The organism is Asanoa ishikariensis (assembly GCF_900107455.1).
In the GTDB taxonomy this organism is placed as follows: Bacteria; Actinomycetota; Actinomycetes; order Mycobacteriales; family Micromonosporaceae; genus Asanoa; species Asanoa ishikariensis.
The window spans coordinates 322,711-343,539 of the sequence record NZ_FNQB01000001.1 but is presented as its reverse complement, the minus strand read 5'-3'; the positions used below and the strand labels follow the sequence as shown (position 1 = coordinate 343,539).

21 protein-coding genes are annotated in these 20,829 nt (G+C 70.1%); 14 read left to right on the top strand and 7 right to left on the bottom strand.

Translation table 11 applies throughout. The features are described from left to right. Nucleotides 1-5: 5 nt before the first annotated feature. On the bottom strand, nucleotides 6-1,298 hold the full coding sequence (locus BLV39_RS01645) for an acetyl-CoA C-acetyltransferase (RefSeq protein WP_090786341.1): 1,293 nt from the start codon (nucleotides 1,296-1,298) through the stop codon (nucleotides 6-8). 39 nt (nucleotides 1,299-1,337) lie between these two features. On the opposite strand from BLV39_RS01645, the gene BLV39_RS01640 reads away from it, so the two are divergent. The 6 genes from BLV39_RS01640 to BLV39_RS01615 all read left to right on the top strand — a co-directional run bounded on the left by BLV39_RS01640 (nucleotide 1,338) and on the right by BLV39_RS01615 (nucleotide 7,597). Then, nucleotides 1,338-2,657, top strand: coding sequence for a 3-oxoacyl-ACP reductase (locus BLV39_RS01640; RefSeq protein ID WP_090786339.1), 1,320 nt, complete (start codon nucleotides 1,338-1,340; stop codon nucleotides 2,655-2,657). Continuing rightward, nucleotides 2,657-3,517, top strand: a complete 861-nt coding sequence (locus BLV39_RS01635) for a MaoC/PaaZ C-terminal domain-containing protein (RefSeq protein ID WP_090786338.1) — start codon at nucleotides 2,657-2,659, stop codon at nucleotides 3,515-3,517. Before BLV39_RS01640 ends, BLV39_RS01635 begins: the two co-directional genes overlap by 1 nt. A gap of 101 nt (nucleotides 3,518-3,618) precedes the next feature. Continuing rightward, on the top strand, nucleotides 3,619-4,374 hold the full coding sequence (locus BLV39_RS01630; RefSeq protein WP_090786336.1) for an NUDIX hydrolase: 756 nt from the start codon (nucleotides 3,619-3,621) through the stop codon (nucleotides 4,372-4,374). Then, complete coding sequence (locus tag BLV39_RS01625; RefSeq protein ID WP_090786333.1) at nucleotides 4,371-5,336, top strand: serine/threonine-protein kinase; 966 nt, start codon at nucleotides 4,371-4,373, stop codon at nucleotides 5,334-5,336. The genes BLV39_RS01630 and BLV39_RS01625 overlap by 4 nt, the downstream gene beginning before the upstream one ends. A gap of 12 nt (nucleotides 5,337-5,348) precedes the next feature. After that, nucleotides 5,349-6,311 carry a hypothetical protein gene (locus tag BLV39_RS01620; RefSeq protein ID WP_090786332.1) on the top strand — a complete coding sequence of 321 codons (963 nt, stop codon included), beginning with the start codon at nucleotides 5,349-5,351 and terminating at the stop codon, nucleotides 6,309-6,311. Continuing rightward, on the top strand, nucleotides 6,308-7,597 hold the full coding sequence (locus BLV39_RS01615) for an adenylosuccinate synthetase (protein WP_090786330.1): 1,290 nt from the start codon (nucleotides 6,308-6,310) through the stop codon (nucleotides 7,595-7,597). The genes BLV39_RS01620 and BLV39_RS01615 overlap by 4 nt, the downstream gene beginning before the upstream one ends. Here BLV39_RS01615 and BLV39_RS01610 read toward each other — a convergent pair. Next, entirely contained in the window at nucleotides 7,536-8,168 is a 633-nt protein-coding gene (locus BLV39_RS01610) for a TetR/AcrR family transcriptional regulator (protein WP_239084081.1), read from the bottom strand. The genes BLV39_RS01615 and BLV39_RS01610 overlap by 62 nt on opposite strands. A gap of 73 nt (nucleotides 8,169-8,241) precedes the next feature. On the opposite strand from BLV39_RS01610, the gene BLV39_RS01605 reads away from it, so the two are divergent. The 4 genes from BLV39_RS01605 to BLV39_RS01590 all read left to right on the top strand — a co-directional run bounded on the left by BLV39_RS01605 (nucleotide 8,242) and on the right by BLV39_RS01590 (nucleotide 12,704). Further along, complete coding sequence (locus BLV39_RS01605; protein WP_090786326.1) at nucleotides 8,242-8,694, top strand: SCP2 sterol-binding domain-containing protein; 453 nt, start codon at nucleotides 8,242-8,244, stop codon at nucleotides 8,692-8,694. 10 nt (nucleotides 8,695-8,704) lie between these two features. After that, on the top strand, nucleotides 8,705-9,919 hold the full coding sequence (locus BLV39_RS01600; RefSeq protein WP_090786324.1) for an acyl-CoA dehydrogenase family protein: 1,215 nt from the start codon (nucleotides 8,705-8,707) through the stop codon (nucleotides 9,917-9,919). After that, nucleotides 9,916-11,460 carry an AMP-binding protein gene (locus BLV39_RS01595; protein ID WP_090786322.1) on the top strand — a complete coding sequence of 515 codons (1,545 nt, stop codon included), beginning with the start codon at nucleotides 9,916-9,918 and terminating at the stop codon, nucleotides 11,458-11,460. The genes BLV39_RS01600 and BLV39_RS01595 overlap by 4 nt, the downstream gene beginning before the upstream one ends. Nucleotides 11,461-11,594: 134 nt before the next feature. Next, nucleotides 11,595-12,704, top strand: a complete 1,110-nt coding sequence (locus tag BLV39_RS01590) for a DUF5925 domain-containing protein (RefSeq protein ID WP_090786321.1) — start codon at nucleotides 11,595-11,597, stop codon at nucleotides 12,702-12,704. 146 nt (nucleotides 12,705-12,850) lie between these two features. On the opposite strand, the gene BLV39_RS01585 is transcribed toward BLV39_RS01590, so the two are convergent. Beyond that, nucleotides 12,851-13,360, bottom strand: a complete 510-nt coding sequence (locus BLV39_RS01585; RefSeq protein WP_204083015.1) for an NUDIX domain-containing protein — start codon at nucleotides 13,358-13,360, stop codon at nucleotides 12,851-12,853. Between the two features lie 60 nt (nucleotides 13,361-13,420). Between BLV39_RS01585 and BLV39_RS01580 the strand changes: the two genes are divergently transcribed. Beyond that, nucleotides 13,421-13,783, top strand: a complete 363-nt coding sequence (locus BLV39_RS01580) for a YrdB family protein (RefSeq protein WP_090786317.1) — start codon at nucleotides 13,421-13,423, stop codon at nucleotides 13,781-13,783. A gap of 6 nt (nucleotides 13,784-13,789) precedes the next feature. Here BLV39_RS01580 and BLV39_RS01575 read toward each other — a convergent pair whose 3' ends face one another. The 3 genes from BLV39_RS01575 to BLV39_RS01565 form a co-directional block, all read right to left on the bottom strand. Then, complete coding sequence (locus tag BLV39_RS01575; protein ID WP_090786314.1) at nucleotides 13,790-14,323, bottom strand: SRPBCC family protein; 534 nt, start codon at nucleotides 14,321-14,323, stop codon at nucleotides 13,790-13,792. Next, nucleotides 14,323-14,634 (bottom strand): ArsR/SmtB family transcription factor, encoded by a 312-nt coding sequence (locus BLV39_RS01570; RefSeq protein ID WP_090786312.1) that lies wholly within the window; start codon nucleotides 14,632-14,634, stop codon nucleotides 14,323-14,325. Before BLV39_RS01570 ends, BLV39_RS01575 begins: the two co-directional genes overlap by 1 nt. 95 nt (nucleotides 14,635-14,729) lie before the next feature. Beyond that, nucleotides 14,730-15,488 carry an SDR family NAD(P)-dependent oxidoreductase gene (locus BLV39_RS01565; protein WP_176984732.1) on the bottom strand — a complete coding sequence of 253 codons (759 nt, stop codon included), beginning with the start codon at nucleotides 15,486-15,488 and terminating at the stop codon, nucleotides 14,730-14,732. A 136-nt stretch (nucleotides 15,489-15,624) separates the two neighbouring features. Between BLV39_RS01565 and galE the strand changes: the two genes are divergently transcribed. From galE to BLV39_RS01550, 3 genes are read left to right on the top strand one after another with little or no spacing between them, the layout of a single operon-like run. Beyond that, nucleotides 15,625-16,614, top strand: coding sequence for a UDP-glucose 4-epimerase GalE (gene galE, locus BLV39_RS01560; protein ID WP_090786308.1), 990 nt, complete (start codon nucleotides 15,625-15,627; stop codon nucleotides 16,612-16,614). Next, nucleotides 16,569-17,585 (top strand): UDP-glucose--hexose-1-phosphate uridylyltransferase, encoded by a 1,017-nt coding sequence (locus BLV39_RS01555; RefSeq protein ID WP_090786306.1) that lies wholly within the window; start codon nucleotides 16,569-16,571, stop codon nucleotides 17,583-17,585. The genes galE and BLV39_RS01555 overlap by 46 nt, the downstream gene beginning before the upstream one ends. A 30-nt stretch (nucleotides 17,586-17,615) precedes the next feature. After that, nucleotides 17,616-18,266 carry a hypothetical protein gene (locus tag BLV39_RS01550; protein ID WP_143049604.1) on the top strand — a complete coding sequence of 217 codons (651 nt, stop codon included), beginning with the start codon at nucleotides 17,616-17,618 and terminating at the stop codon, nucleotides 18,264-18,266. A gap of 23 nt (nucleotides 18,267-18,289) precedes the next feature. On the opposite strand, the gene BLV39_RS01545 is transcribed toward BLV39_RS01550, so the two are convergent. Beyond that, nucleotides 18,290-20,686, bottom strand: a complete 2,397-nt coding sequence (locus BLV39_RS01545; protein ID WP_090786302.1) for a galactose-binding domain-containing protein — start codon at nucleotides 20,684-20,686, stop codon at nucleotides 18,290-18,292. Nucleotides 20,687-20,829: the final 143 nt, after the last annotated feature.

Sequence of the window (20,829 nt, the reverse complement as noted above, 5' to 3'; positions counted from 1 at the left end):
GGAGCTTAGCGTTCCAGGATCGCCACCACGCCCTGGCCACCCGCCGCACAGATGGAGATCAGCCCGCGCCCGCTGCCCTTCTCGGCCAGCAGCTTGGCCATGGTCGCGACGATCCGCCCACCGGTCGCCGCGAACGGGTGCCCCGCCGCCAACGACGAGCCGTTGACGTTGAGCTTGGCCCGGTCGATCGCGCCGAGCGGGGTGTCGAGGCCCAGTCGCTCCTTGCAGAACTCCGGCGACTCCCAGGCGGCCAGCGTGGCCAGCACCTGCGACGCGAACGCCTCGTGGAGCTCGTAGAAGTCGAAGTCCTGCAGGCTCAGGCCGTGTCGGGCGAGCAGCCGGGGCACGGCGTACGCCGGTGCCATCAGCAGGCCCTCGTCGCCGTGCACGAAGTCGACCGCCGCCGTCTCCGCGTCGACGAAGTGCGCCAGCACCGGCAGCCGGCGCTCGGCCGCCCACTCATCGGACGCGAGCAGCACAGTGGACGCGCCGTCGGTCAGCGGCGAGGAGTTGCCGGCGGTCATCGTGGCGCGCTCGGCATCAGGCCCGCGGGTGCCGAAGACCGGCCGCAGCTTGCCCAGCTTCTCCAGCGTCGTGTCGGCGCGCAGGTTCTGGTCACGGGTCAGCCCGAGGTAGGGCGTCACCAGGTCGTCGAAGAAGCCCCGCTCGTAGGCGGCGGCCAGCCGCTGGTGCGAAGCGAGGGCCAGCGCGTCCTGCGCCTGGCGATCGACGTTCCAGCGCAACGCGGTGATCGCCGCGTGGTCACCCATGGACAGCCCCGTGCGGGGCTCGGCGTTGCGCGGCGCCTCGGGCATGAACGCGTGGTGCGGCCGCAGCCGGGCGGCGGCGCGCAGCCGGGCGGCGGTCGTGCGGGCGGCGTTCATCTGCAGCAGCGTGCGCCGCAGGTCTTCGTTGAGCGCGAGTGGCGCGTCCGACGTGGTGTCGACCCCGCCCGCGATGCCGGCGTCGATCTGACCCAGCGCGATCTTGTTGGCGACCAGGATCGCCGCCTCCAGACCGGTGCCGCAGGCCTGCTGGATGTCGTACGCCGGGGTGGTCGGGTCGAGCCGCGACCCCAGCACCGCCTCGCGCGTGAGGTTGAAGTCGCGCGAGTGCTTGAGCACCGCACCGGCGACGAGCTCACCGACCCGGGCACCGGACAGCCCGAAGCGGGCGACCAGCCCGTCGAGCGCCGCGGTGAGCATGTCGAGGTTGCTCGCCGCCGCATAACGGCTGTTGGAGCGGGCGAACGGGATTCGGTTGCCGCCGACGATCGCGACTCGTCTGGTCTCCATCAGTCGCCCCCCTCCAGGGTTACTCGCAAGTAGGCTATCGCTATGAGCGACCGTTACGCGAGCTTCGCGAACTCCGGTCCTGGCCGCGCGCTGGTCAAGCGGCTGGGCCTCCCGGCACCGCCGGTGCTACGCCGCTACCACTCCGGAGATCCGCTGGTCACCGGCCCGGTCATGCTCGCCGGGGCACCCGGCGGGCGGCTCGACGGCCCGGTGCGCAAGATGCTCACCATCGCCGGCGTCGCCCTCGACGGCGGGCCTCGCTGGTCGGCACTGGTGTTCGACGGGACCGGCATCGTCGACTCCGCGGGCCTGCACCCGCTCTACGAGTTCTTCCACGCCAACGCCCGGTCGCTGACCTCGGGCGGCCGAGTGATCGTGCTCGGCACCCCACCGGCCGCCTGCGCCTCGCCGCGGGAGGCGACCGCGCAGCGCGCGCTCGAGGGGCTGACACGCAGCATCGGCAAGGAGTTCGGTCGCGGGATGACCGCCCAACTCGTCTACGTCGCACCCGGCGCCGAGGAGTTCACGGACTCGACGATGCGCTTCCTGCTCTCCGGGCGCTCGGCGTACGTCTCCGGTCAGGTCATCCGGATCGGCCAGGTGAGCTCGTCGCCGCTGACCGACTGGGACCACCCGCTGGAGGGCAAGGTCGCCCTGGTCACCGGCGCGGCCCAGGGCATCGGCGCCGCGATCGCGCGGGTGCTGGCCCGCGACTGTGCCCGGGTGGTGGTGCTCGACGTGCCGGCCGCCGGCGAGGCGTTGGCCCGCGTGGCCAACGAGATCGGTGGCACCGCACTTCAGCTCGACCTGACCCGGCCCGACGCACCGTCCACCCTGGCCGCCCAGTTGCTGTCGCGGCACGGCAAGGTCGACATCGTGGTGCACAACGCCGGCATCACGCGCGACAAGACCATCGCCAAGATGTCGGCCGAGCAGTGGGACGCCGTGATCGACGTCAACCTGTCCAGCCAGGAACGGATCAACGACGCGCTGATCCCGCTGCTGCCGGAGGGCGGCCGGATCATCTCGGTCTCGTCCACCAGCGGCATCGCCGGCAACCGTGGGCAGACCAACTACGCGACCTCCAAGGCCGGCGTGATCGGGCTGGTGCAGTCGATGGCCCCGATCCTCGCGCCGCAGGGCGTGACGATCAACGCGGTGGCGCCGGGCTTCATCGAGACCCGGATGACCGCCCGGATGCCGCTGGCCGCCCGCGAGGTCGGCCGCCGGATGAACAGCATGTCCCAGGGCGGCCTGCCGGTCGACGTGGCCGAGACGATCGCCTGGCTCGCCGCGCCGGGCTCGGCCGGGGTGACCGGCAACGTGGTGCGCGTCTGCGGCCAGATGTGGTTGGGTGCCTGATGTCCATCATCGAGCTCGACGGCCCGCCGGAGCTGGGTCCGATCTACCGGCGGGCGGCGATCCGAGCGCTGCCCCGGATCGGCCTGATGCCGGGCACCGACCGGCGGCCGCCGATCGAGGTGCTGCCGGACGTCGAGCTCGTGCTCCGCGGGGTGGCGGTGAGTCGGAGCCATCTTGCCGACTACGACCGGGTGTGCGGGTTCCGGCTCAGCGACCAGCTCCCGGTGACCTTTCCGCACGTGCTGGCCACCCCGCTGGCGATGCGGCTGATGACCGGCGCCGACTTCCCGTACCCGGTGGTCGGCCTGGTGCACATCGCCAACCGGATCAGCGTGACCCGTCCGCTCGACGCCGCCGAGCGGCTCGACCTGTCCGTGCGGGCCGTCGACCTGCGGCCACACGAGCGGGGCCGGCAGTTCGACGTGGTTTCCGTGGCCACCGTCGACGGCGTCGAGGTGTGGCGGGACGTGTCGACCTACCTGCGTCGGGGCCGTGCTTCTGGTGCTCCTGGTGCGGCGGCGCGCGACGTGCCGCCGCCGGCATCGGCGACCTGGCGGGTTCCGGCTCGGGTGGGCGTCGACTATGCCCGGGTCTCCGGCGACCGCAACCCGATCCACACCTCGCGGCTGGGCGCCCGACTGTTCGGCTTCCCGCGCCCCATCGCGCACGGCATGTGGAGCAAGGCCCGCTGCCTGGCCGCCCTCGACGGCCGGCTGCCCGACGCGTACACGGTCGAGGTGGCCTTCAAGCGGCCGATCCTGCTGCCCGGCACCGTGGCGTTCTCGGCCACCCCCGGCGAGACCTTCGCTCTGCATGATCCGAAGACCGGTGCACCACACCTCATCGGCACCATGAGCTAACTGACACCACGGCCGCACCCTTGTAAGGCCCTGTGCTCGGGGTTATTCTCAGCTTGAGTTATTCTTAGGCCGAGAAGTTCTTAGAGCGAGAAGGACAGCCAGTGGTCAACGAGCAGGAGTTCCTAGCGGGTTACGACCCGCGGGCCTATCCCGCGGTGGCGGTCACGGCCGACGTGGTCGCGCTCACCATCCGCGACGGTGAGCTCCAGGTCCTGCTGATCCAGCGGGCCGCACCGCCGTTCGCTGGCTTCTGGGCCCTGCCCGGCGGCTTCGTGCGACCCGAGGAGGACATCGCCGCCGCCGCCCGCCGCGAGTTCGCGGAGGAGACCGGGCTGGGCGGCGAGCCACTGCGCCGGGTCCACTTCGAGCAGCTCGCCTCGTACGGCACGCCGGAGCGCGACCCCCGGATGCGGATCTTCTCGATCGCCTATCTCGCCTTCGCACCCGACCTGCCCGAGCCCTCGGCCGGTTCCGACGCCGGCGACGCGCAGTGGCTGCCGGTGACCGCGCTGTCCACCCGGGAGCTGGCCTTCGACCACCGCAAGATCGTGGAGGACGGGCTGGAGCGGGCACGGTCCAAGCTCGAATACACGCCACTCGCGACCCGGTTCGTGGGCGAGGAGTTCACGATCGCCGACCTGCGCGAGGTCTACGAGACGGTCTGGGGCCACGCGCTCCACGCCGGAAACTTCCACCGCAAGGTGCTCTCCGTGCCGGGGCTCGTCGAGGGCACCGGCGCGACCACCGAGCACGGCGGACCGCGCGGCGGACCCCGCGCCCGCCTCTACCGGGCCGGCGACGCCCGACTGCTGCACCCCGCCCTGCTGCGGCCGGCCCGAGAGGAGACCGTCCGATGACGACCCTCGACGACGCGATCCGGCTGGTTAATGAGGCCGGCACCGACGAAGAGTTGTTCGGTTCGGCGGATCCGCACCGCGGCTACCTGCGGCTGGCCGCCCTGCTCCACCCGGACCGGGCCGCACCCGCGGCGAAGGCGGCGGCGACCGACGCGTTCGTGATGCTCACCAACCGGTGGCGGGCCCGCGGCACAGTCGCCTTCGGGCGCTACCGGGTCGGCGCGGTGACCCACACCGGCGACCTCGCCAACATCCACGGCGTGGGTCGGGGGCTGTTTCTCAAGCAGCCTCGGCGGCCGGCCAACAACGACCTGATGGAGCGCGAGGCGACCGCGCTGCGCCGGATCGCGGAGACGGGCGACCCGCGCTATCTGCCCTACGTGCCGCGGCTGGTCGACACCTTCCGGCACCGGGACCCGCGCAACGGGCAGGAACGCCGGGTCAACGTGCTCGGCACCGTGCCCCACCTCATGAGCGTGGCCGAGGTGATCCGGATGCGTCCGGCCGGCCTCGACCCCCGCGACGCGGCCTGGATCTGGCGCCGGCTGCTGGTCGCACTCGGGTTGGCGCACCGCGCCGGTGTCGTGCACGGCGCCGTGCTGCCCGAGCACATCCTGATCGAGACGACCGACCACGGCGTGGTGCTGGTCGACTGGTGCTACTCGGTGGTCGACGGGCTCGACCACGTGCCGGCGACGGTGCCGGGCTACGCCGACTGGTATCCGCCGGAGATCCACAAGCGACAGCCACCCGGTCCGGGCACCGACATCGCGATGGCCGCCCGGTCGATGATCGCACTGATGGGTGGGTACGCCCCGGCGGCCCTGGTGGCCTTCGCCGACGGCTGCTCGCTCCCGTCGACGCGGTCCCGGCCGGACGACGCCTGGGCGCTCCTCGCCGAACTTGACGACCTGCTCGAACGACTCTACGGCGTGCGGAAGTTCCGCCCGCTCAACCTTTAAGGAGGGCCCGACATGGGCAGCGGAGTCTGGTCAACCGACGTCTACGATGCCGCCGACCGCTACCGCCGGTCGACCGGCCGGAGCGCCTTCGCCTACAGCGACAGTGGTGCTCGCACCGTCCACCAAAAGCTCGACCCGCGCGGCGCCGTCCGCGAGAGCCGGGACTCGCAGGAGCACCCGGACTCGCTGGCGATCGCGGTGGTCTTCGACGTCACCGGCTCCATGGGCGACGTGCCCCGGGTGCTCCAGACCAAGCTGCCCAAGCTGCTCGGCCTCCTGCTCCGCAAGAACTACGCCCGCGACCCGCAGATCCTCTTCGGCGCGGTCGGCGACGCGACCTGCGACCGCGTACCGCTGCAGATCGGGCAGTTCGAGTCGGACAACCGGATGGACGACGACCTCAGCCGGATCGTGCTCGAAGGTGGCGGCGGCGGCCAGATGACCGAGTCGTACGAGCTCGCGCTCTACTACCTGGCCCGGCACACCGAGCTGGACTGCTTCACCAAGCGCGGGCGACGGGGCTACCTGTTCGTGATCGGCGACGAACTCGCGTACGACCGGGTCAAGGCCCGTGAGGTGCGCAACGTGTGCGGTGACGACCTGAGCGAGGACATCCCGGTGCGCCGGATCGTCTCGGAGGTGCGCCGCAAGTTCGACACCTACTACCTGCTGCCGAAGGGGAGCAGCTACGCCGGCAACACCACGGTGCTCGACTTCTGGCGCGGGCTGCTCGGCCAGAACGCGATCGAGCTCGACGACCCGGACGCCGTCTGCGAGACGATCGCCCTGCTGATCGGGCTCGGCGAGGCGGCGATCGACCTCGAGGGCGGGCTGGCCGACCTGGCCGAGGCGGGGCTGCGCGCCGACTCGGTCTCCACGGCGTTGGAGCCGGTCGATCAAGGCCGCGGCCGGGTGCTCGCCACCTGGGGCCTGCCGACCACGCTCCAGGGCGACGACCGGATCAGCCGGCTATGAACCACGTGCTGGTAGCCGACCTGGGATATGGCGACGCGGGCAAGGGGACCGTCGTCGACTGGTTGTGCGCGAAGGGAATTGACGGCCGTCCGGTTGCCGCAGTGGTGCGGTACAACGGGGGCGGGCAGGCCGGCCACAGTGTCGTCCTGCCTGACGGGCGGCGTCATGTCTTCGCTCAGTTCGGCTCTGGCACGTTGCGTGGCGTGCACACGCACCTGTCGCGGTTCATGGTGGTCGACCCCTTGGCGCTCGTCGTCGAGGCCGACCACCTGGCGGACATCGGCGTGCCGGATGCGTTCGACCGGCTCACCGTCGAGGGTGACGCGTTGCTCGCCACGCCCTACCACCGGGCCGCGAACCGCGCCCGAGAGATTGCCCGTGGGGCCCACCGGCATGGGTCCTGCGGCAAGGGGGTGGGCGAGGCTATGGGGTACGCGCTCGCCCACCCCGCCGACGCACCCCGGGTCGCCGACACACTGGCGCCCGGGGTGCTCGGCGCGAAGCTCGCGGTGCTGCGCGATCGGCTGGTCGACGAGCTCGGCCCGCTCGAGGTGCCGCCGGTCGACGCGACGGTGCGGGCCTTCGGTGCGTTCGCCGCGCGGGTGCCGATCGTCACGCGCGGATTCCTCGGCAACCTGCTGGCCGTCGGCCCGGTGGTCTTCGAGGGAGCCCAGGGTGTGCTGCTCGACGAGTGGCACGGTTTCCACCCGTACACGACGTGGAGCACGACGACGTTCGACAACGCGGAGACACTGCTGGGCGAGGCGGGCCAGGGCGGCAGCGCCACCCGGCTCGGCGTGCTGCGGATCATGACCACCCGCCACGGAAACGGCCCACTGGTCACCGAGGACACGGCGCTGCCGCTGACGGACCCGAACAACCCGACCAACCGTTGGCAGGGCCGGTTCCGGTTCGGGCACTTCGACGCGGTGGCACACCGGTACGCGGTGGACGTGTGCGGCGGCATCGACGGGATCGCGCTGACGCATCTCGACATGGCCTCGCCGGCGCTGAAGTTCTGTTCGTCCTACGACTGGACGGACCGGCTGCTGCCTGGGCAGGTCGGCAACCTGAGCCGGCAGGAGGCGCTGACGCGGCGGCTGTTCAGCACCCGGCCGCACTATGCGGCCGCACCGGTCGACTGGCCGGGCGCGGTGTCCGCCGCGCTGGACGCGCCGGTGGTGGTGACCTCGCACGGCCCGACGGCCGACGCCAAGCAGGTGCTCAGGCCGAACTGGGCTGCCAGAGCTCACCCTGCAACAGCTGGCGTGCGCCAAGCCAGCTGAAGTTCATCAGTCGCGCGGCCGAGCGGTCGGGGTCGGCCTCGGGGTGGTCGGCCAGCCAGTCGGCGATCGACTCGGCCGCGCCGACCAGGGCGTACGCGCTCGCGGTCAGGTCCTCGTCGCGGGCCTGTCTGCTTTGGCTTTCCACGGCGCTTCTGAGCATGCCGGCCACGACCTCGACGATGCGGGTGCGCAGTGTCGCGAGGTCGTACGGCTGCCCGCTCCTGGCCTGGCGGTAGAGCACGGCCCAGCCGTCGCGGTGGGCGCCGACGAAGCCGAAGAAGCCGCGCAGGCCGCGCCAGAGCTGCTCGTCGGCCGGGAGGTCGTCGGCCACGACGGCCACGATCGACTCGAGCAGGCGGGTGCCCTCGCGGTTGACGCAGGCCCGGAACAGGTCGTCCTTGCTGCCGAGGTACGCGTACACCATGGGCTTGGAGATGCCGGCCTCGTCGGCGATCTCGTCCATGCTCGCCTCGTGGAAGCCGCGACGGGAGAAGACCCGGACGGCTGCGTCGAGCATCTGCTGCTCACGCACCGCACGGGGTAGACGCTTGAAGGTCGGCCGGCCTGGCACGCTTGCCAGCATATCTACTCCTGCGTAAGGTTACTCCGCAGTAGGTAATTCACTTTGAAGGGGTTACGCCGCGATGTCTGACTTTGACCCGACCGAATTCGCCTCGGTCGGCCCCAAGGAGTTCGCGCAGCTGGTCAAGTCCACCCCGGACGCGAAGATCGCCGAGATCATGTCGAGCGACGCCCGGGGCAAGGTGCTCGACCAGGTCTTCGAGCGGTTCCCGACGCTGTTCCGCGCCGACCGCGCCGGCTCGACCAACGCGGTGATCCACTGGACCATCACCGGCCGCGCCGACGGTGGCAGTGACACCTACGAGGTGAACATCGAAGACGGTGCGTGCACCGTCAACAGCGAGGCTTCGCGTGACCCGCGGCTGGCGCTGACCATGGGCCCCGTCGACTTCCTGAAGATCGTCTCGGGCAGCGGCAACCCCGTCATGATGTTCATGACCGGCAAGCTGAAGGCCAAGGGCGACCTGGGCCTGGCAGCCAACATCGCCAACCTCTTCGACATCCCCAAGGCCTGAGGACCCTCTCGTGGCCGAGTTCTCGCTTGACCTGAATGAGGAACAGCGGGATTTGCGCGACTGGGTGCACGGCTTCGCCGCCGACGTCGTGCGCCCCGCCGCCGCCGAATGGGACGCCCGCGAAGAGGCGCCCTGGCCGGTGATCCAGGAGGCGGCCAAGGTCGGCCTCTACGGCTTCGAGTTCCTGGCCAACACCTGGGCCGACCCGACCGGGCTTTCGCTGCCCATCGCCAGCGAAGAGCTCTTCTGGGGTGACGCCGGCATCGGGTTGGCCATCATGGGCACCTCGCTGGCCGTCGCCGCGATCTACGGTTCGGGTACGCCGGACCAGCTCGTCGAGTGGGTGCCGCAGTGCTTCGGCTCGGTCTCTTCGCCGGCTGTGGCGGCGTTCTGCTCGACGGAGCCCGAGGCTGGGTCGGACGTCGGGGCTATGCGCACGCGCGCTGTCTTCGACGCCGCCACCGATGAGTGGGTCCTTTCTGGACAGAAGGCTTATGCCACCAATGGCGGGATCGCCGGTGTGCATGTGGTGACGGCTTCTGTGGATCCCTCGCTCGGCTCGCGTGGGCAGGCCGCGTTCGTGGTGCCGCCGGGCACGCGTGGGCTGGCCTCGTCGCGGAAGCTCTCCAAGTTGGGGCTGCGGGCCTCGCACACCGCGGACGTCTTCCTCGACGACGTGCGGGTGCCGGGGTCATGCCTGCTCGGTGGGCGCGACGCTTTGGAGGCCCGCCTCTCACGGGCTCGGTCCGGGCAGCGGTCGGGGTCGTCTGCGGCGATGCGGACCTTCGAGACCACTCGGCCGACGGTGGGCGCGCAGGCTCTCGGTGTGGCCCGGGCGGCCTATGAATACGCACTGGCGTACGCCAAGGAACGGGTCCAGTTCGGTCGGCCGATCATCGAGAACCAGGCGGTGGCGTTCGCGCTGGCCGACATGCGCACCGACATCGACGCCGCCCGACTGCTGGTGTGGCGGGCCGCCTGGATGGGCCGCAACAACCGGCCGTTCACGGCGGGCGAAGGCTCGATGTCAAAGCTGCGGGCCGGCGAGGTCGCTGTTTCCGTGACCGAGCGGGCTGTGCAGATTCTCGGCGGCGCCGGCTATCTGCGCGACCACCCGGTGGAGCGCTGGTACCGGGACGCCAAGATCTACACCATCTTCGAGGGCACCTCGGAAATCCAGCGACTGGTGGTCTCCCGAGCGATCTCGGGCCACCAGATCCGGTGACGGCTGCCCACGCCGTTCTTACCCTCGCGCGGCGTGGGCTACTGACACCGGGCTCGCCCCTTCGGATCGTCCGCCAGATCTCTGCCTTGCGGCAGTGGGGGTACGGCCTGGGCGGGTCACTGCTGTCGGCGGCCGCACGGTCGCCTTCGCGGGTCGCGCTGATCGATCCCTCGGGGTCGATCAGCTATGCCGCGTTGAGCTCTTCCGCGTGTTCCTTGGCCTCATCGTTGCGGTCGGCGCACGGCATCGGGCCCGGCGACCGGGTCGGGGTGTTGTGCCACAACGACCTTGATTTCGTGCTTTCGGTGGCGGCATTGTCGTTGCTCGGCGCGGATGCCGTGCTGATCAACACCGGGTTCTCTTCCTCGCAGGTCGAGGCTGTGGTCCGGGATCACGGGCTGCGGCTCGTGCTGGGCTCTTCGTCTTTCGATCTGCCTGGTCTCGTGGTTCCGTCTTCGGCTTTGGCTTTGGCTTCGACTTTGGCTTCGGCTTCGGCTTCGGCTTCGGCCTTGGAGCCGCCCGCGCGGCCCGGGCGGACTGTGGTTTTGACGTCTGGCACGACCGGGACGCCGAAGGGTGCGCGGCGGCCGAACCCGCGTGGACCTGCTCCTTTGGTGGCCATCCTCGACCGGATCCCGGTGCGGGCCGGCTCGCGTGTGTTGATCGCCGCGCCGCTGTTCCACACCTGGGGGTACGCGGCGCTGCAGCTCGCCTTCGGCCTGCGGGCGTCGGTCGTGCTGTCGCCGCGGTTCACGCCGGCGTCCGCTTCGACTCTTGTGCGGGAGCACGGTTGCACCTCGGTGTTCGCGGTGCCGGTGATGCTCTCGCGTCTCCTCGAAGCCGGGTGCGTGCTGCCCGGGGTGCGGGTGGTGGCGGTGAGCGGGTCGGCGCTGCCGGGCGACCTTGCCACACGGTTCATGTCCGTCCACGGCTCGGTGCTGTACAACCTGTACGGCTCTACCGAGGTGTCGTGGGCTTCGGTCGCTACCCCGGCCGAGCTGCGCCGGTCACCCGGCACGGCCGGGCGGCCGCCGCACGGGACGCGGGTGGTCGTGTTGTCGCCGTCCGGCTCGCCGGTTCCCGCAGGTGTCGTCGGCCGGATCTTCGTCGGCAACTCGATGCTGTTCGAGGGGTACGCGGGCGGCGCCTTCCCCGGGCCGGCTGCGGCTGATGGGCTGCTGGCCACGGGGGATCTTGGAGTCCTGGACGATTCCGGGCTGCTGACCGTCGTCGGGCGCGAGGACGACATGGTCATCTCCGGCGGGGAGAACGTGTTCCCGTCGGCGGTCGAGGATCTGCTGGCGACACTGGACGGGGTGCGCGAGGTCGCGGTGGTCGGGGTGCCGGACGCTGATTTCGGCGAGCGGTTGGCGGCGTTCGTGGTGCGCTCCTCTACTGCTCTGTCCGCCGATGAGGTGCGTGATCACGTGCGGCGTTTGGGTGCGCGCTTCGCCGTGCCGCGGGACGTCCATTTCGTGGCTGCCCTGCCGCGTACCACTACCGGGAAGGTGATCAAGCGGGAGCTGTTCGGCGAGGAGTGAACTGCTCTGTCCGCGCACGGACGACTACTTTGTGTGATGCTTTTGTGTTCGCCGCGTACTCACGACCGCGACAAGTGCCACAGTCCACGCATATCGGGTGGACGATGGTCGCCGAGAGTAGTCACTATCGGTGCATGCTCGATGGCCGAACCCCCAGCGGCGGAGCCGGCGACCACACCGGTCCCTTGGGCCGCATCCTGCACTTCGACGACATGGACGTGCCGTCCGACGTCGTGGACGCCCTGGCGCTGTCCAGCTTCGTCTCCGGCGACCAGCCGTGGGCGCGGACCAAGCGCCTCGACCGCGTACGTGCCGAAGCGACCTTGCTGCCCGCCGACGCGAAGCTGGCCCGGGTCGCGGTCGACGAGGGCCGCGACGCCCGGCTGGCGGTCGGCGAGGGCTGGACGGTCCGAGCGGTCCGCTGGCGTACCGGTGGCGCCTCCATCACGGTCACCGCGGTCACCGAGGAACTGGCGGAGTCGGTGCTCGCCGAGTGCACGGCCGGCGCGATCGAACCCGCGACGGTCAACAACCGCGAGGTCGAGATCGGCTTCTGGCACCAGTCGCAGATGGGCCCGACCCGTACCGCCCGCAACGTGGCCTGCGACGAGTGGCCCACGATCCGCGACAACTACGAGACAACCGCCGGCGAGGCGATCGACCGCCTGGCCGAGGTCACCCCCGAGACCGTCAACGGCCGACTGCTGATCATGCACGGCAGCCCCGGCACGGGTAAGACCACCGCGCTGCGCGCGCTGGCCCGGGCCTGGCGAGACTGGTGCCAGGTCGACGTAGTGATCGACCCGCAGCAGCTTTTCACCGACCCCGGCTACCTGGCCAAGGTGGCGTCCGGCGGCCCAACCGACAGCCGCCGCTGGCGGTTGCTGCTGCTCGAGGACAGCGACGACCTGATCCGCGCGGACGGCCTGACCACCAACACGCAGCAACTTTCACGCCTGCTCAACCTGACCGACGGCCTACTCGGCCAGGGCGGGAATGTGATCGTCGCGGTAACCACCAACGAGAAGATCGGCCGGCTGCACCCCGCGGTCCTGCGGCCAGGTCGGTGCATGGCCCAGATCGAGGTCGGGCCGCTGCCGTACGAACAGGCCACCGCTTGGCTGGGCTCGTCGGTCGGCGTCGGCGCCTACGGCGCGACGCTGGCCGAGCTGTTGGCCCTGCGCGAGGGCCGGCCCTCGGTCGCGACACCGACGACGTCTGTCACCAGCGGCTTCTACCTCTGACGGAGGTCCCCCCAGGCCTCTGTCGGGTTTGCGTGCGGGCGGCCAGGTCCCCCTGGCCGCCCGGCGCGGACTCAAGGTCAGCCCAGCTTTCGGCTCCACTCCTGAAACCGCGCGTGGTGCCCGACGGCGGCTTGCGGTAGCCGCCGCTAGCTCAGTTGGAGCTTGCGCAGGAAGCGTCCGAAATGCGGATCGAACCGGTCGGGGTCAGCGTTGCGCAACTCTTGTGCGGACCACCACCGGGTAGCGGTGAACTCTCGATCATCTGCGACGAGCCGCTGGTTCTTGTCGACAGCGACCGCGTACCAGAGGCTGACATCGGTATGCCCACGATCGATCCCGACCGTCGTGGTGACGGTGATGAAGAGCGGTTCGCCGACAACCACCTCAAGCCCGAGCTCCTCGAACGCCTCGCGGCGCGCCGTTTCGGCCGGATCCTCGCCCGGTTCGACGTGCCCGCCCGGCGGCAACCAGAGCCCGGCGTTGACGTGGTCGACCAGGAGCACGCTCCCGTCGTGCCGGTCGACCGGCACGACGTACGAAACCAGATGCCGCGCCGGCGTATCCGGCTTGATCCGCCGGTAGACATCAGTGGTGCCGGCTAACCAGGCGAGCGTGTCGGCCCGGTGCTCGGCCTCGACCGGGTCAGCCGTGGCCATCCCCTGAACAAGATCTAAAACCCGTGCGGCACTCATCGCGCCAAGTATCGTGGAGCGACCATGAAGGCGACCGCCCTCCTCCTCCGTTTCCTGCTCGAACTGGCTGCCCTGGCCGCGATCGGCTACGGCGGCTGGAGCATCGCGGATCCGGTCTGGGCCCGCGCATTACTGGCCGCCGCGTTGGTGGCGGTCGCCATCGCGATCTGGTCGCGCTGGGTAGCCCCACGCGCCGCTCACAAACGCCCCGATCCCCAGCGCCTCCTGCCTGAATGGCTCGTGTTCGGCGGCGCCGCAGTCGCGCTGGTCGCGACCGGCCACTGGGTGCTCGGCGTCATCCTCGCGGTGCTCGCCGCCGCCGACCGGCTGGCACTGTGGCGTCTCGGCGCCGACACCGGCGGCGAATCCCTGACCCCACAGGCATAGCGGCGCTCACCCTTCTTCGACGTCGAGCTTGGTGGCGTAGGCGTCGCGGAGGTATTCCCAGCCGTGCGCGCGGGCCGCGTTGCCACGGATGGGACCGATCGGGTTCTTCTCCATCAGGTGGTCGGCGACGTCTAGGCAGATGTGCCAACCTGCGGCCACCTTGGCGATCCAGGACGGGTCGGAGACTGTGTGATGCAGGGTCAGGCGAGTGCCGGCTCCGGTCGGCGCCAGGTCCCACCGGAGCAGGTCGGTGCCCCAGCTGTAGGTCAGCGTCCGTTCCGGGTCGACCTCGGTGACCTCGACGGCGATGTCGGTGTGCTCGTCTCCGTCGATCATCGTCAGCGTGGCCGGGCCAAGCGTGGCCAGGTCGCGGTCGGCCGTGTACGGCGCCCACTCGTTGAGGTCGGCAGGTGCGGTCAGGGCGCGCCACACGCGCGCCGGCGGATGTGGGAAGACGCGGACGAAGACGAGCGTCCAGCTACCGTCGATCGCCTGCTCTGCGCGCACGTCTGCCAGCGGGCCGGGTTCGTAGGTGTCCATCACCGCTCCATCGTGTCGAGGTGTCGTGCCAGCTTGTCGAGGTGCTTCGTCCACAGCAGACGGTAGGGCGCGAGCCACTCGTCCAAGGCTGCGAACTGCGCCGGCTCGACGTGGTAGATGCGCTGCTGCGCCGCGGTGCGGGACGAGACGAACCCCGCGTCGCGCAGCACCTTGAGGTGCTTGGACACCGTCGGTTGGCTGATCGTCAGGGCGGCAACGAGCTCGCCCACGCTCCGATCGGCGTCGCGTAACTCGTCGAGGATGCGTCGGCGGGCGGGCTCGGCCAGCACCGCGAAGGCGTCAACAGGCACGAGGCCTAATATGGCCCTCTAGGCATATTCTTGTCAAGGCATACAACCAGCTCAGACCCTTGAACGTGGCCACGACCCACGGGACAGGAGGCGAGCTAATCGGGAACCGCGCCGCCGGAGGCGTTCAGGACCGTGCCGGTCAGGGCTCGGGCGTGGTCGGAGGCGACGAAGGCCGCCAGTTCCGCGACGCGGTTGACCGTCAAGGGCTCGCCCAGCGGGCTCCCCGCGCCGGCCGCCTCGACCACCTGCTCGAACGACATGCCCAGGCGGGCCGCGGCGTCGCGCCACACGCGTTCGGTCTGTGATCCGAGGCGGGTCGCCGTTTCGGGGATGCCGGTCAGCCGAAGGCAGACCACCCGGGTGCCACGCGGGCCGAGTTCGGCGGCCAGTTGGCGGGTCATCGTCTCGAGCGCGGCCGAGGCACTACCGAACGTGCCTGTCGTCGCGACCGGCACGCGGGCCATGGGGGTGGAAAGCATGATGATCACGCCGTTGGTCATGTGGACGGCGGCGGCTTTGGCGATGTTGAATGCCGTTCGCACCGCGTCGGCGATCGGCTGGACGACCGTGTCCGCGCTCATTTCGATCAAGGGCATGCCTTGTGCGCCGCCTTCAAGGGCGACCGCGTTGACACAGATGTCCAGCTTGCCGACCTGAGCGGCGTACGCGTTAACCGCCCTCTCGTCGAGCACGTCCAGCACCTTTGTCTCGGCCGGCTCACGGCCGAGTGAGCCAATGTCGGCGGCCACCGCCTCCAGCGCGGGGGCGGTCCGGCCGACCAGGTGGACCCGAGCACCCTGAGCTGCGAAAACGCGAGCGATCTCGCCGCCGATCGCGCCGCCGCCGCCGTACACGGTGGCCTTCTTCTGACTTAGCATGAGCGTTCCTCCGAGCCCTATTCGTTGATCATCTCGCGTATTACGGCGACATTTCCGCTGATTGCTCATCGCGGATGCCGCACCGGGGTGTCGTGGCCCTAGGGTCAGACCCATGAAGTTGCTCGTGACCGGCGGTGCCGGCTATATCGGGTCCGTTGTCGTGCACCAGTTGCTCGACGCGGGACACACGGTCGAGGTCATTGACGACCTGTCGACCGGGCACGTCGGCTCGCTGCCCGGGGAGGTCATGCTGCACAAACGCGACCTCCATGAGGTCGGCGAAGTGCTGACCCCGAGCGCCGGGTTCGACGGCGTGCTGCATTTCGCTGCCAAGATCGCGGCGGGCGAGTCGGTGGAGCGGCCGGAGATCTACTGGAACACCAACGTCGGTGGTTCACTCGCCCTGCTCGACGCGATCCGCGTGGCCGGCGTGCAGCGTCTGGTGTTCAGCTCGACCGCCGCCGTCTACGGCAACCCGAGCACGCTTCCGATCACGGAGCAGGCGACGGTGGCGCCGACGAACCCGTACGGCTGGACCAAACTCGCCATCGACATGGCCATCGCGCACGCGGTCAAGGCGCACCAGCTCGGCGCGACCAGTCTGCGCTACTTCAACGTGGCGGGCGCCGCGCTCGACGGCCCGATCCCGCTCGGCGAATGCCACGAGCCGGAGACCCACCTGATCCCGGCCGCGCTCGAGGTGGCCGCCGGCCTGCGACCGAGCCTGCGGATCTTCGGTGGCGACTACCCGACCCGCGACGGCACGTGTGTGCGCGACTACATCCACATCGAGGACCTCGCCGCCGCGCATCTGCTCGCCCTGGAGGCGATCGACCCGGGGCGCCACAAGATTTACAACCTGGGCAACGGGAAGGGCTTCTCCAACCTGCAGATCGTCGACATGGTCCGCGCCGTGACAGGCCAGGAGGTGAAGGTCTCACCCGCTCCACGGCGCGCCGGAGACCCGGCTACGCTCATCGCGTCGTCGGTCCGGGCGCGCGCTGAGCTGGGCTGGGTCGCCGCGAAGCCCGACCTGGCATCGATCGTGGGGGACGCATGGACCTTCTTCCAGACGCGCCGCATCGCCGGCTCAACCGGCTGACCGGCGAGTGGGTTCTGGTCTCACCGCACCGCACGGCTCGCCCGTGGCAGGGCCAGGTCGAGGAGACGACACAGGAGAAGCGCCCCGAGTACGACCCGTCCTGCTACCTCTGCCCCGGTAACACCCGGGCCGGCGGGGTCAAGACGCCGGTGTACGACTCGACGTACGTGTTCGACAACGACTTCGCCGCCCTGCTGCCCGAGCCGGCGGGCGGTGGAGTCGACGACAACGGCCTGCTCGTCGCCCGGCCGGAGCGCGGGCTCTGCCGGGTCGTCTGCTTCTCGCCCCGGCACGACCTGACGCTCGGCGGCATGTCGCAACCGGCACTGCGCACGGTGGTCGACACCTGGACCGAGCAGTACGCCGAACTCGGCGCGCTCGACTGGGTCGGGCACGTGCAGATCTTCGAGAACCGCGGCGCGATGATGGGTGCCAGCAACCCGCATCCGCACGGCCAGATCTGGGCGACCGAGAGCCTGCCGAACGAGCCTGCGAAGGAGCTCGCGCAGCAGGTGGCGTACACCGGCGACTGCCTGCTCTGTGACTATCTCGCCGCGGAGCTCCGCGACGGTTCGCGGATCGTCGACAGCAACGACCGGTTCGTCTCACTGGTGCCGTTCTGGGCGGTGTGGCCATTCGAGACGCTGGTGCTGCCCCGCACTCACCACGGGTCACTGACCGATCTGGACGGCGCCGACCGCGACGGGCTGGCCGACATCCTCGGCCGGGTGACGCGGCGCTACGACCGGCTGTTCGGCATCACGTTCCCGTACTCGATGGGCTTCCACCAGCGGCCGACCGACGGTGGCGAGCACCCGAAGGCGCACCTGCACGCGCACTTCTACCCGCCGCTGCTGCGGTCGGCGACCGTCCGCAAGTTCATGGTCGGTTTCGAGCTGCTGGCCCAGCCGCAGCGCGACATCACGCCGGAGAGCGCGGCGCAGCGACTGCGGGACCTCGACAGCGATTGATCTTCGCCACGGCTGGGTAGCTAACCCGCCATGGGGCTCTCGGCTGAGGAGCGCGCGCAACTTCGGTCCAATGTGGAGCAGCGCAGGGCCGCGCCGACCCGGTGGATCGTCCTCGCGATGCTGGTCGGTTTCGGCGCACTCGCCGCCATCTTCGCGGCTCGGGGTGGCACTAGCGAGCTGTCCCGACCTTGGAACGTGGTCGTGCCGCTGCTGCCGTTCGTCTTCCTCATCGCCTTGTCGGCACCGTTGCTCATCGGGGTCCGGCGCCGGACGGGAACGCCATTGGTGGAGGGCGCCGACCCGGAGACCCGGCGGGCGGTGACCCGGGCGATCCGCGCCGGCTCCGCAGCCGATCCGCGCATCGATGACCTGGTGGTCGACCTACGCGAGCAGGGCACTGCTCGGCAACTCGGGCGGACCGGCACCATCGAGCTGCTCGGAGCGCTCGGGATCGGCGCCGCGGCGGTCGTCGGCGACGAGCCGACCGCGCGGGTCCTACTCGCGCTGGCCACCGTCGCCATGTTGACCGCCGCCGGCCTGCTCTTCCAGCGCAGGCGGCAACTACTCGCCTACCGGGCCGCCGCGAACCGGCCGACGGACCCGGCCGACGGACCGCCGGCCGCCGCGACCCGGCCGACCGACCCGGCTGACGGACCGCCGGCCGCTGCGAAGGGCGATTGACAGCGGCCGGCGGAGTTCCGTGGTCAGCTCGCGTACACCTCGAGCTCGGAGAGCTGGCCCGCCGGCCAGCCCGTGTTGCCGGTGATGTTGACCCGCACGTACCGGGTCGAGGACGCGGTGAAGGTGATCGTCACGGCGTTGCCGTTCGCCGGGTTGAACACCCGCCCGGCTGAGCCCGAGAGCGTGCTCCACGACGAGCCGTTGGTGCTGCCCTGGATCGACAGGGTCTGGGTGCGGGTCTGCCAGGCGGACTGGGGCGGAAGTTTGAGGACGACCCGGCTGACGGAGGTCGTGGCGCCGAGGTCGACCTGGACCCATTGCGGGAAGGCGTTGTTCGGGCTTTCCCAGTAGCTGTTGGCGTTGCCGTCGACCACGTTGCCGGAGCCGTAGCTCTGCACGTGCCCGCTCTCCGCGGTCGGCTTGCCCAGTGCCAGGTTCGTGTTCGCCGGCGGCGATTCGGTGGTCGTGGTGACCACATTGGAGGAGCTCGACACGTTGCCGGCGTTGTCGCGAGCCACCACCGAGAAGCTGTAGCTGGTGTTCGGCGTCAGGCCGCTGACCGTGTGCGACGTGCCGCTCGGCGAGCCGACCACGCTGGCGCCCTGCCGCACGTCATAGCCGACCACGGCGGTGTCGTCGGTCGACGCGGTCCACGACAGCGAGACGCTGGTGGTGGTCTTGCCGGTCACGGTGAGGTTGCCCGGCGCGGTGGGCGGCGTGCCAGGGTTGCTGATCCCGCCGTAGACCTCGAACTGCGCCACCTGGGCGGCCGGCCAGCCGGTGTTGCCGCTGATCGTCAGGCGGACATAGCGGGCCAGCGAGGCGAGCACCGTCAGCGTCGCGGTATTGCCGGAGGCGGGGTTGAAGGTCACCCCGGCGCTCGCTGCCAGCGTTCCCCACTGCGAGCCGTTGGTGCTGCCCTGGACCAGGATCGTCTGGGTACGCGTCTCCCAGCCGGGCGGCAGCTTGAGGACGACCTGGTTGACCTGGACCGAGCTGCCGAGATCGACCTGGAGCCACTGCGGGAACGCGTTGTTGGCGCTCTCCCAGTAGCTGCCAGCGTTGGCGTCGACAGAGTTGCCGGCGACGAAGCCGCCGTTCTGGGAACTGGCCGAGGTCGGCTTGTTGAGGGCCAGGTTGCCGGTCGGCGGGTCTGGCGGGCCGGTGCCGTTGTTGGGCTGAGTAGGCCGGGTGGCGGTCAGGGCTAGTTGGCCCTTGAGCATCCGGCCGCCGTCCGCGGTGATCCGCAGGTAGTAGTCCGACGAGCAGAACGTGCCGTCCTCGTCCAACGCCCGAATGTTCGCTCCGGCCGGCGTCGTCGCCTGCGTCTCGGAGGTCTTGGCGATCTGGTTGCCCTCGTTGTACTCGTCGAACATCGACACGTACAACCCGGCCGCACCGACCCTGATCATGTTGTAGAGATGCCGCCAGTAGAAGTCACCGTGCCGCCGATGCCCCGACGACAGGTCACCGGGCATCACGCAGGGCTGGTAGTCGATCCCGTTGGCGTTGCAGTCAGCCTGGTCCGGGACGTTGACGTTGTTGTAGAACGAGTCGAGGCCGGCCAGGTCGCCGGTGCGGCCGACCATCCACGGCGAGATCATGTTGAATGCGTGGTAGACCTCGGAGAAGCCGGGCCGGGAGTCGTTGATCCCTTGCCGCCAATAGGTCGGGACGCCGCCGATGACGTAGCAGCCCTGGGCTTTGAACCAGTTGACGACGTCGAGGCAGGCCGCGGGGGCGAACGGGCGGCCGTCGTCGTTGAAGCCGAAGCCCCAGATGCACACGACGGGCTTGCCGTTCTGCCGCGCGTACGCGGACGAGGCGGTGTGTGCGGACATCTTGGTGGACCAGTCGGTCTTGATCTGCGACTGCATGCTGGTCCAGCTCGTGACGTCGTACATGATGTAGAACTTGCGCCCGTACTTCTCCGCGGCTGTGCGCACCTTCTGCGCCATCGTGTCGCGGGTCGGGCCCTCGTCGCCGAACGGGTTGAATCGCTGTAGGGCGGCGGTGTCGCAGTTGTACTGCTGCATCCACTTGAAGTGCGTGTCGACGGTCTGGTCGTCGTACGACGAGAACAACTGGGCCGGCTGCCCGTTGCCGAGGTTGGGGTAGGCGGTGGTGTAGCCGCGCGTGTACTCGCGCTGGTCAGGCCACGACACGATGGTGGTGTTGCCGGGTGAGGGTGGCTGGAACCGGTCCCGCGACCAGTGCCACCAGCCACCGATCGGGGCGCCGTCACCCGGGCAGGCGAACCAACCCTGGTAACCGACAGAAATCTTGCCCACCACGTCACCCGGCGGGCTGGCCGCACTGGCGGGACTGGCCAGGACGGCGGCCAGTTCGGTGGTGGAGACAGCGGCCAGGGCGGACCCGGCCGCCACTGAGGTCACGAATCTTCGGCGCGAGACCGCCATGTCTACCGCTCCTTGAGGGGTCGGGACGGATCGACGGTCATCGTCGCAGGACGCGACGCAATCACGCAATACTCGTACGCTTCGCTGGAATCTCTCGACAGTGCGGGCGCAAGAACTGCTCGTCCCGCACGGCGGCGCCGCCT

Bases quoted from the DNA above. Each gene is read 5' to 3' on its own strand.
- BLV39_RS01635 (WP_090786338.1), top strand. From the start codon at position 2,657: ATGTCCATCATCGAGCTCGACGGCCCGCCGGAGCTGGGTCCGATCTAC.
- BLV39_RS01605 (WP_090786326.1), top strand. From the start codon at position 8,242: ATGTCTGACTTTGACCCGACCGAATTCGCCTCGGTCGGCCCCAAGGAG.
- BLV39_RS01575 (WP_090786314.1), bottom strand. From the start codon at position 14,323: ATGGACACCTACGAACCCGGCCCGCTGGCAGACGTGCGCGCAGAGCAG.
- BLV39_RS01590 (WP_090786321.1), top strand. From the start codon at position 11,595: ATGCTCGATGGCCGAACCCCCAGCGGCGGAGCCGGCGACCACACCGGT.
- BLV39_RS01580 (WP_090786317.1), top strand. From the start codon at position 13,421: ATGAAGGCGACCGCCCTCCTCCTCCGTTTCCTGCTCGAACTGGCTGCC.
- BLV39_RS01585 (WP_204083015.1), bottom strand. From the start codon at position 13,360: ATGGCCACGGCTGACCCGGTCGAGGCCGAGCACCGGGCCGACACGCTC.
- galE (WP_090786308.1), top strand. From the start codon at position 15,625: ATGAAGTTGCTCGTGACCGGCGGTGCCGGCTATATCGGGTCCGTTGTC.
- BLV39_RS01555 (WP_090786306.1), top strand. From the start codon at position 16,569: ATGGACCTTCTTCCAGACGCGCCGCATCGCCGGCTCAACCGGCTGACC.
- BLV39_RS01640 (WP_090786339.1), top strand. From the start codon at position 1,338: ATGAGCGACCGTTACGCGAGCTTCGCGAACTCCGGTCCTGGCCGCGCG.
- BLV39_RS01620 (WP_090786332.1), top strand. From the start codon at position 5,349: ATGGGCAGCGGAGTCTGGTCAACCGACGTCTACGATGCCGCCGACCGC.
- BLV39_RS01545 (WP_090786302.1), bottom strand. From the start codon at position 20,686: ATGGCGGTCTCGCGCCGAAGATTCGTGACCTCAGTGGCGGCCGGGTCC.
- BLV39_RS01550 (WP_143049604.1), top strand. From the start codon at position 17,616: ATGGGGCTCTCGGCTGAGGAGCGCGCGCAACTTCGGTCCAATGTGGAG.
- BLV39_RS01625 (WP_090786333.1), top strand. From the start codon at position 4,371: ATGACGACCCTCGACGACGCGATCCGGCTGGTTAATGAGGCCGGCACC.
- BLV39_RS01615 (WP_090786330.1), top strand. From the start codon at position 6,308: ATGAACCACGTGCTGGTAGCCGACCTGGGATATGGCGACGCGGGCAAG.